We start from the raw sequence: 9,441 nt of genomic DNA, 5'->3' as shown, positions 1-9,441 counted from the left end.
CCCTCGAACCCACTGACCGGCGACGATGGGCAGCACTGGGCGCCCTCTGCACATCCCTCGTCGTAGTCACGATCGACAACACCATCCTCAACACCGCTATCCCGACCCTTGCCCGCGAACTGCGGGCGACCACCGTCGACCTGCAATGGATCACCAACGCATACACATTGGCGTTCGCCGCCTTGCTCATCACGGCAGGTGGACTCGGCGCGAGATTCGGTCACCGTCGGATACTTCTGACCGGCCTCACCTTGTTCGCTCTCGGGTCAGCCTTCGCTGCCCTCTCTCACACGTCGTTGCAGCTGATCGGCTGGAGAACAGCGATGGGGGCAGCCGCCGCACTGGTCATGCCGGCGACGCTGTCACTTGTCGTCTCGATGTTCGCCCCGCACGAGAGAGGCCGGGCGATAGGAATCTGGTCTGCAACCGCCGGACTGGGAATCGCGATCGGCCCCGTGGCCGGTGGCGTACTTCTCGAACATTTCAGTTGGGGAAGCGTCTTCTGGATAAACGTCCCACTGGTCGCCGTTGTGATAGCCGCGACGGTTTCTCTTGTGCCCTCAGCAGGAGGAATGGTCAAGGGTTCCTTCGACATCCCCGGACTCCTGTTGTCCGCCGGCGGACTGGCTTTGATCGTGGATGCCCTCACCCAAGCAAGCCTTCGCGGATGGTCGTCGCCCATCACGGTGCTGGAGATCGTCAGCGCAACAGCACTTCTCGCCAGGTTCGTCTGGTGGGAGCTGCGGGCCCCGGCGCCGATGACAGACGTGCGCATCTTCACCAGCCGAGTGTTCAGCATCTCCAATGCCATCTTGGCCGCAACGTTCTTCGCCTTGTTCGGTGTTCTCTTCACGTACACGCAATACCTCCAATTCGTTCGCGGTTACGGTCCATTGGTTGCCGGCGTCGGTGCAGTTCCGTTTGCACTGGTGATGGCGACTGTCGCCTCCAGCAGCGATCGTGTGGTTGGCCGACTCGGGGTGCGCAGTTCGATCGCGGGCGGCCTCGCGGTCATGTCCGTGGGACTGTTGGTCTTGTCGATCGCCGCGGGTAGGTACGCACCGTTCGGGGTCCTGGCTGCGATCATGGCACTGGTTGGCGCCGGGATGGGGCTGGTCATGGCTCCGGCAACAACTGCGTCGATGTCGTCGGTTGCGCCCCAGCAGGCTGCGATGGCAAGTTCGATCAACAGTGTCGTAAGGGAATTGGGTGGAGTTCTGGGCGTCGCCGTCGTCGGGACAGTCGTAGCAACGGTTTTCCGGTCCCGCTTCGAACCCGGAGTCGGCACTTCCACAGTCGATCTGGCGCAGATCCACGCCGACGCTCCCCCGGTGAGCATTGTGGCGGAAGCAGCGAATCAGGCTTACACTTCGGCGATGTGCATGGGAATCCAGATCTGTGCCGCAGCAGCGTTCCTCGGCGCGTTGGCCGTTATTGCCTTGTTTCCCGCACCACGTCGCCCGGCTTCTTGTCCTCCCGCAGACCCCGCCAACTCGGATGGCGAAGGCGTCCGGTCCCCGTCCATTCCATGAACCGCACCTCACCGACGAGTTCAGGCCTCACCCACACCGCACCCTTGCGGTCATCTGCTGGAAGTTCCGCCTCGAACGGACTTTCCTTCTGACGCAACGGTTCCAGCAACGCAAGCAGTGACTCCAAATCACGATCACTGAAGCCGGTACCGACGCGTCCCACGTAGGTCAATCCATCCTCACCCGGAATTCCCATGAGCAGCGCCCCGATCCCTTGCGCTCGATTGCCCTGCCCGGTGCGCCACCCACCGATCACCACCTCTTGGGTGCGCCAGTTCTTCACCTTGATCCAACTCGACCCCCGCCGCCCTGGAAGGTAGACCGATGCACGACGTTTGGCGACAATCCCTTCCCACCCGGCATCGGTGCTCACCTCCAAGGCGTTCTCCGCCGTGCCCTCGATCTGCGGTGGTACCTCGAGCTCACCGACCTTGCCCGCCAACGCATTCAACACGGTGCGCCGGTCCGAGTAGGATTTCCGCAGCAAAGACACTCCGTCGAGGTACAGAAGATCGAAGGCCAGGAACACCGGTTCCCCACCTCGCTGGAGGAGGCCGAAATCGGTGACTCCCACGTCGTTGTACGCCACCACTTCACCGTCGAGAACCACGTCATGACCGTCCAGCACCGCGGCCAACCCGGCAAGGGCGGGATAGTCCCGGGTCTTGTCGTTACCCGCGCGACTGCGAAGCGACATTGTGCCCGAATGATATTCGAGAATCACTCGAATCCCGTCCCACTTTCCTTCGAAGGCCCACTCCTGCGGGTCGAGACCTTCGAGCGTTCCAGCGGTGGCAAGCATCGGCTCGAGATTCTTGGGAAACTCCGTTCCGAAACTCGCGTTCTGATCCTTCATCAGATGCATCAACCACTGATCACCCTTTGTCCGGATCAGCGCGAAGCGTCCCTGCACCCGTTTCCCACTGAGGCGCACGATCACCTCGTCTTCACGCCACTTCTCGGTCTCGTATGTCCCGGAATCCCAGATCGTCATCGAACCGCCGCCGTACTCCCCCTTCGGAATCGTGCCCGAGAACGTGGCGTATTCGAGCGGATGATCTTCGGTGTGCACGGCCAACCGATTTTCTCCGGCACTGGTCGGCACACCCTTCGGGACTGCCCAGGACACGAGCACACCATCCCGCTCGAGGCGAACGTCGTAATGCAATCGTCTGGCGTGATGTTCTTGAATAACAAAGGTATTGCCCGCTGTCTCGTTGGCCACCGCAGCAGGGATCGGCTCCGGTGTCCGGTCGGCCGACCGCTTGTTGCGATAGTGCGCCAACGTATCGGCTACAGCCGCCGAGACCGGCGGATCCAGATCGCCCAGCAGATCACCGTCGGATTCGACGCGCTCCAGAACCTCGTCGAACAACAGATGCCGTAGTTTCGGATCGTCGAGTTCGTCCCAACTGCGCGGCGCGGCAACATAGGGTTGATAGCGACCGCGCATCGAGTACGGCGCAATGGTTGTCTTGGCTGCGTTGTTCTGACTCCAGTCCACGAAAATCTTGCCTGCCCGCACATTTCGAGCCATCGTCGCGGTGACAAGATCCGGGTGAAGCTTCTCGAGTCCGGTGGCGATCTGCTTGGCGACAGTCGACGCACCGCTGCCATCCAAGGCTCGATCCAGTGGAACGTAGAGGTGAATTCCCTTGCTACCACTGGTTACCGGATAGGCAGTCCACCCCAGAGTTGCGACCAGATCTCGAATCGACCTCGCCACCTCGGCGCACTCGGTCAATCCGACGCCTTCGCCCGGGTCGAGATCGAATACCAGTCGTGTCGCCGGACCACGCTCGGAACCGTCGAATCGCCATTGGGGAACGTGCAATTCGAGTGCGGCCTGCTGCCCCAGCCACGCCAGGGATGCAACGGAATCGAAGACCGGGTAAGTGACGACACGATCAGAATGTTGCAGCGACGCACGCGTGAGCCACTGCGGGGCAGACGACGCAAGGTTCTTCTCGAAGAACGACTGACCGTCCACACCGTTGGGCCAACGCTTTCGAGTACCAGGTCTACCGACGACATGCGGAAGCATGACTGCGGCGATACGGGTGTAGTAGTCGATGACTTCGGCCTTCGTGGTGCCGCTCTCGGGGTAGAGGATCTTGCCCAGATTGGTCACGGACACCGTTGTGCCGTCGAGCGTGATCTGACCCCGATCCGTCGTTGCCATTTCCTCATTGTGCTGGATAGTGCTGCATCTGGCAGTAGAAATCTGGTGGATCGGAAACCTGCCGCTGCGCCAGTCCACGGGCAAGACTGGATTCTCGATGGGAGAGGAGACCACGATGACAGTTCGCAGTTCCGTGGAGCCGTTGGTGGACAACAACTGGCGGATGTTCGCCACCTGTAAGACGGTGGACCCCGCGGTGTTCTATTCGCCGGGTGAAGAACGCGGACGCAATCGGGCTGCACGGGAAAATTCCGCCAAGCAGGTGTGCTTCCGCTGCCCGGTCATTCGGGACTGCCTGACGTTTGCACTCGACACCGCTGAACCACACGGAGTATGGGGTGGGACGACACCGTCGGAGCGCCTCGCACTACGACGCTCAGCTGCGTGAACTCCGCTCACACGAGACCCCCGTCACGTCCGTACCGGACAAACAGGCAAGATGGCCTTGTGCCTATGACACGACGCGCTGTTGCCGTGACCGCGATCTTCGCTTGCTCGATCTTGTTGGGCTCGTGTTCGTCGCAGCCGGAGGCACCTGCGGCAGCGGACACCACGACCACGGTTCCCGAGGCATTCACCAAACTGCCCTCGACCACTGCCGTGGACAAGTGCGGACCCCAGAGCGGGACCACCCTCGAAGACGGTGTCTTGACCATCGCCACCGATTCGCCGGCGTACGCGCCGTGGTTCGTCGACAACACTCCGTCCAACGGCAAGGGCTTCGAGGGGGCGGTGGCCCGAGCCGTCGTCGACAAACTCGGGTACAACGCCGATCAGGTTCGCTTCACCACGGTCGCCTTCAACGACGCACTGAAACCAGGCCCCAAGGATTTCGACTTCGACGTCAATCAGTTCACGGTTTCCGGGGATCGCCGCGAGAACGTCGACTTCAGCTCGCCGTACTACGCAGTGGCGCAGTCGGTGATCGCCTCGCGCGGGAGCAAAGCCGCTGAGGCAAAGAATCTTGCGGATCTTGCCGGCTACCGACTGGGCGCTCAAACCGGTTCCACCAGCCTCGCGGCGATCACGGACACGATTGTTCCGACCACTGCGCCACGCGAGTTCGCGACCACGGACGATGCGAAAGCTGCGCTGGCCGCGGGCGCGATCGACGCACTGGTCGTCGACATCCCGACCGGATTTCACATCACCGAGAACGAACTGCCCGGGTCGGTCATCGTGGGTCAGTTTCCGCGGCCCAACGCAGTCACCGAATTCTTCGGGTTCGTGCTCGAGAAGAACAGTCCACTGACGGCGTGCGTCTCTGCCGCCGTGGATGCGCTCTACGCCGACGGCACCCTCGAGAAACTCGCAACCGAATGGATCACGGACAGCGCCGACGCGCCAGTCCTCGAGTAGTTCAGCCGGCGCGCCCACTGATCGCGCCGACGAAGACCTTCGGGATGTCTGCCGGTGTCGGAGCGAAGTGGCTGTTGCCGCCGGTGAGAGCCGAAATCTGCTCGAGCACATCGGTATCGGCGTCATCGGTGACACCGATGGTGATGATCGGCACCGGCCGCGTCGGGTCCTGCTCGCGAGTCAGGGCGTCGAGAAGTTCCTGCAGCGAGATACTCGACGGATCATCGTTCGCACCGTCGGTCAGCAGAATCACCGAATTGATCGAGGCCGGATCGTAGGTCTGTTGCATGGACCGATACGCGGCGAGAACGCTGTCGTACAAACCTGTTCCGCCGCCGACGATCGAAGAGAGGCTGTCGATCCGAGACAGCAGTTTGCTCCGATGATCCGTGTCGCCTTCAGTTGCATCCATACGGGCGACAGGTTCGAGTTCAAGGTAGTCCGTGCCCTCGCCGAGGTCTACGGAGAATGCCCAGAGACCCAATTGTGCGTTGGCGGGAAACATTCGGATCGCAATGTCACCGGCCTGTGCAGTCGCGGCCATTCGAGTGACCCCGTCCTGCATGTAGTCCATGGACCCCGAGACGTCGACAACTGCCAGTGCACGGGAAGGCCTGGAAAGAATCTCGTACCGCGCAAGCGCTTTGGTGACCACAGTCGGATCGGACGGCACCAGCGAGCCAACTTTTCCCACTCCACCGGCGACCGGCGGGGCCTGATCCGCGCCGCGGAACCCGAGGCCGGCAAGTACGGAGCGCCCGGTGTCCGATGTCAGCGCTGCCGCCAGCAGTTTGCCGGCGTCGTCCGCCGCCGCCGAGTCTGCACCCACACCTGCCATCGGGTAGTCCATGAAGACCGAACCGGACGACGGTACCGACGCGGTGAGTCGACTGTCCGCATGTGCGGCGAGATAAGCCTCGAAGGTCTGCTCGGTCGTCACCGCGGTCCCGCCGTCCGCGTCCACGGTTTGGATGCGTCCGGTGGAACCGGTTTCCTTCAGATTTCCGTACTGCGCTTGCGCCACCGGGACCAGGGCTGCCGAAATGGACGTGAGGTCAGCGCCCCGCGACTGGGCCTCGGCAAAGGCCGCCACGATCGGTGCGCTGGAGACGGCACTGGTGAGGGGATCGCCGATGTGCAGTGCTGGAGCGCCGAGGACATCCGTCCAAGCGGCGGGTGCCTCGCTACCCGGCGCCGAGACAGTGACAACAGGGGTGGACGCGACCGAATTGCTGATCCGGCGAATCTCCTGCCCGCTAGCCGAAACCTTGTCCAACCATTCGCTCGAATCAGGGATCCACAGTGCGGGTGCCGAACCGTCGGCGATCGCCGCGACGGTGAGCACGGGATCTTGCGGCGTCACGCTGAGCGAGCTGCACCCGAGTTCCGTAGCGGGGATGGCAGCGGCGACAGCTTCGAGTCCCGAGGCGATCGACGGATCGGCGGCCACGGTCACGGTTTCCGGGTTCTCACAGCTGGTTGCCGTCGCAGCTGTGACAGCACTCGCACCGAGTTCTCCCTTGTCGCTGACGCTTTTGAACGTCACGGCGAATGCTGCGGTTCCACCGACTGCGACTACTGCCAAGAGTCCGATCAGAACCTGCACGGATCGAGGCATGGACGCAGGTGGTGCGCCGTACCCATGACGAGACGACATTGATCGAATCCTTTCCGGCGGGACCCGCATCAATAACCAACCGATGCCCGGTTTATCCCGCCGAAAAGAATCCTAACTCATGTTAGCGGTGAAGTAGCTCGATGTGGAAATCTCCACAACTTAGGTGTAGATCTGGACAAACTGGGCCAGCGACTTCTCCACATCGCCTTTGAGCGCCCGCGCCACACTCGAACCGATCGGGCCGAACAACGGCGCGCCGCCCAACTCGACTGTCAGCGCGAGTTCCGACCCGTCGCCCTTTGCCTTGACGTCGAGTTCGAGACCGAGCTTGACCCCGCCCTTGCCGTCTCCCTTGAGCGAGATCGCCTTCGGGACGTCGTACTTCTTGATGGTCCACCGAACGCGGTTGCGCAGGCCCTTCACAGTCACGACCGAGCTGATCTCGGTGCCGACACCCAGTTGTTCGGGAAGTTCACTGCGCCATCCGTCGTGAACCACGAGCCAGTTTTCGTATCCACTGAGATCGGACGCCTTGTCCCACACTTCCTGAGGAGGAAGCGGAACGTCGATTTTCACTGTGAGCTTTGCCATGGCAGAACAATAAGCCCCGTGCGCCTTTTCCGTAACCAGAGGTACCAGAAAGACGCACGGGGCTTTGCCCCTCTTAGTGGCTGACAGCCTTTTCGACGCCGACGCCGGTGAGGGAGCGAACTTCCATCTCCGCCTGCTTTGCCGGATCTTCGATCTTGTTGCGTCCGATGTACGTACCGACGATGCCGAGGACGAATGCCAGCGGAATCGAGACGATGCCGGGGTTCGAGAGCGGGAACCAGGCGAAGTCGGAGTTCGGGAACATCGACGACGGCTTGCCCGACACTGCCGGGGAGAACACGATCAGCGTCAAGCAGCTGACCAAACCGCCGTAGATGCTGAAGAGCGCACCGGTGGTGTTGAACTTCTTCCAGAACAGCGAGTACAGCAGGGTGGGCAGGTTCGCCGAGGCCGCCACTGCGAAGGCGAGGGCCACCAGGAAGGCGATGTTCTGCCCCATCGCCATGATGCCGAGAACGATGGAGACGAGTCCGATGACCACGACGGTGATTCGAGAAACTCGAACCTGCTGCTCCTCGGTTGCGTTGCCGCGCTTGATGACACTGGCGTAGATGTCGTGAGCGAACGACGCAGAAGCAGTGATCGCGAGACCGGCAACGACGGCGAGGATGGTCGCGAACGCCACCGCGGAGATGATGCCGAGGAAGATGGTGCCACCGAGCTCGAAGGCGAGTAGCGGAGCGGCCGCGTTCTCCTTACCAGGCGCTGCCAAGATCTTGTCCGGTCCGACCATGCTGGCCGCGCCGTAGCCGAGAACCAGTGTAAACAGGTAGAAGGCACCGATGAGCGCGATCGCCCAGGTCACCGAGCGGCGAGCTTCCTTGGCAGTGGGCACCGTGTAGAAACGCATCAGCACGTGCGGCAGGCCCGCGGTGCCGAGCACCAAAGCGATTCCGAGAGAGATGAAGTCGAGCTTCGTCATTCCGGAAAGACCGTACTTGGCACCGGGGCCGAGGATGTCGCGTCCCTGCACACCCTTGGTGGTGGAACTGTTGACCATGTCCTGCGCATTGGCGAGCAACTGAGAGAAGTTGCCGCGCACTGCCCACAGAACGAGTACGAACATGATTCCGGCTCCGGCAACCAGCAGAACTGCCTTGACCATCTGTACGTAGGTGGTGCCCTTCATGCCGCCGACCAAGACGTACACGATCATCAGCACACCCACGATCGCGACGACGATCGACTGTCCCACCTTGCCGTCGATGTTGAGCAGCAGCGCGACAAGTCCACCGGCGCCGGCCATCTGGGCAAGAAGATAGAAGAGGGAAACGGCCAGAGTGGACAGGGCTGCCGCCATGCGCACCGGACGCTGCTTGAGCCTGAAGCTCAGGACGTCGGCCATCGTGAATCTGCCCGTGTTCCTGAGCAATTCGGCGACCAGGAGCAGTGCAACCAACCAGGCGACAAGGAAGCCGATGGAGTACAGGAAGCCGTCGTAGCCGTACACGGCGATCGCACCTGCGATACCGAGGAACGATGCCGCCGAGAGGTAGTCACCGGCGATGGCGAACCCGTTCTGCGGGCCGGTGAACTGCCCACCGCCGGTGTAGAAGTCGGACGCCTTCTTGGTGGTCCGGCTGGCGCGGATCACCAGCGTCATGGTCACGACGACGAAAGCGAGGAAGATCGCGATGTTGAAGGCTGGGTTTCCTACGTCCGTTCCGGACGCGGCGAGTGTGGTGATCACTGTGCGGGACCTTCCAGTTCTTCACGGATGGCGGCGGAGCGGGGATCGAGCTCACGACCGGCGAACTTCACGTACCACGCGGTGATGGCGAAGGTCGTGACGAATTGCCCGAGGCCGAGGATGATGCCGAGATTGATGTTGCCGAGGACCTTGGTGGCCATGAAGTCGTGGGCATAGGTAGCCAGGACGACGTACACCGCATACCAGAGCAGGAAGAATGCAGTGATGGGGAAAACGAACTTGCGCAGACGCGTTCGGAGTTCCTGGAATTCGGGACTCGCTTGCATGTCTATGAATGCCTGGGCATCCGGGGTGCGTCGCTCTTGCGGCGACCCCTCACTGATTTCTGCTGTGGACACTGCCGGCTCCTCGCCTCGCGTGTGAAGTGAACTACGCACAGACGTTAGTGAGATCGGAGTCACATGAAGACGCTGTGGCGCCAGTCACA

8 protein-coding genes are annotated in these 9,441 nt (G+C 61.9%); 3 read left to right on the top strand and 5 right to left on the bottom strand.

The genetic code is table 11. The annotated features are described in order from the left end of the window. Positions 1-1,532: MFS transporter (locus RWT78_RS11710; protein WP_314675759.1), on the top strand; the 1,532-nt coding region annotated here is incomplete at its 5' end. Here the strand turns inward: RWT78_RS11710 and RWT78_RS11705 are convergent. Beyond that, positions 1,432-3,714 (bottom strand): ATP-dependent DNA ligase, encoded by a 2,283-nt coding sequence (locus tag RWT78_RS11705; RefSeq protein WP_314675758.1) that lies wholly within the window; start codon positions 3,712-3,714, stop codon positions 1,432-1,434. The two genes, RWT78_RS11710 and RWT78_RS11705, sit on opposite strands and share 101 nt — an antisense overlap. Before the next feature lie 115 nt (positions 3,715-3,829). Here RWT78_RS11705 and RWT78_RS11700 point away from each other — a divergent pair, with 115 nt between their 5' ends. Together RWT78_RS11700 and RWT78_RS11695 are read left to right on the top strand one after the other, a co-directional pair. Next, positions 3,830-4,102 carry a WhiB family transcriptional regulator gene (locus RWT78_RS11700; protein ID WP_037128762.1) on the top strand — a complete coding sequence of 91 codons (273 nt, stop codon included), beginning with the start codon at positions 3,830-3,832 and terminating at the stop codon, positions 4,100-4,102. A 65-nt stretch (positions 4,103-4,167) separates the two neighbouring features. Next, positions 4,168-5,073 carry a transporter substrate-binding domain-containing protein gene (locus RWT78_RS11695; RefSeq protein WP_314675756.1) on the top strand — a complete coding sequence of 302 codons (906 nt, stop codon included), beginning with the start codon at positions 4,168-4,170 and terminating at the stop codon, positions 5,071-5,073. A 1-nt stretch (position 5,074) separates the two neighbouring features. Here the strand turns inward: RWT78_RS11695 and RWT78_RS11690 are convergent, their stop codons facing one another. The 4 genes from RWT78_RS11690 to RWT78_RS11675 form a co-directional block, all read right to left on the bottom strand. Beyond that, positions 5,075-6,730 carry a substrate-binding domain-containing protein gene (locus RWT78_RS11690; protein ID WP_314675754.1) on the bottom strand — a complete coding sequence of 552 codons (1,656 nt, stop codon included), beginning with the start codon at positions 6,728-6,730 and terminating at the stop codon, positions 5,075-5,077. A gap of 120 nt (positions 6,731-6,850) precedes the next feature. After that, positions 6,851-7,282 carry an SRPBCC family protein gene (locus tag RWT78_RS11685; protein ID WP_003939735.1) on the bottom strand — a complete coding sequence of 144 codons (432 nt, stop codon included), beginning with the start codon at positions 7,280-7,282 and terminating at the stop codon, positions 6,851-6,853. 73 nt (positions 7,283-7,355) lie between these two features. Next, positions 7,356-8,993, bottom strand: coding sequence for a cation acetate symporter (locus RWT78_RS11680; RefSeq protein ID WP_003939876.1), 1,638 nt, complete (start codon positions 8,991-8,993; stop codon positions 7,356-7,358). Beyond that, positions 8,990-9,352 carry a DUF485 domain-containing protein gene (locus RWT78_RS11675; protein WP_003939976.1) on the bottom strand — a complete coding sequence of 121 codons (363 nt, stop codon included), beginning with the start codon at positions 9,350-9,352 and terminating at the stop codon, positions 8,990-8,992. The genes RWT78_RS11680 and RWT78_RS11675 overlap by 4 nt, the downstream gene beginning before the upstream one ends. Positions 9,353-9,441: the final 89 nt, after the last annotated feature.

Origin of the sequence: uncultured Rhodococcus sp. (assembly GCF_963525155.1) — a bacterium.
In the GTDB taxonomy this organism is placed as follows: Bacteria; Actinomycetota; Actinomycetes; order Mycobacteriales; family Mycobacteriaceae; genus Rhodococcus_F; species Rhodococcus_F qingshengii.
Note: the sequence above shows the minus strand (reverse complement) of the source record. Positions and strands in the feature narration are given on the sequence as shown.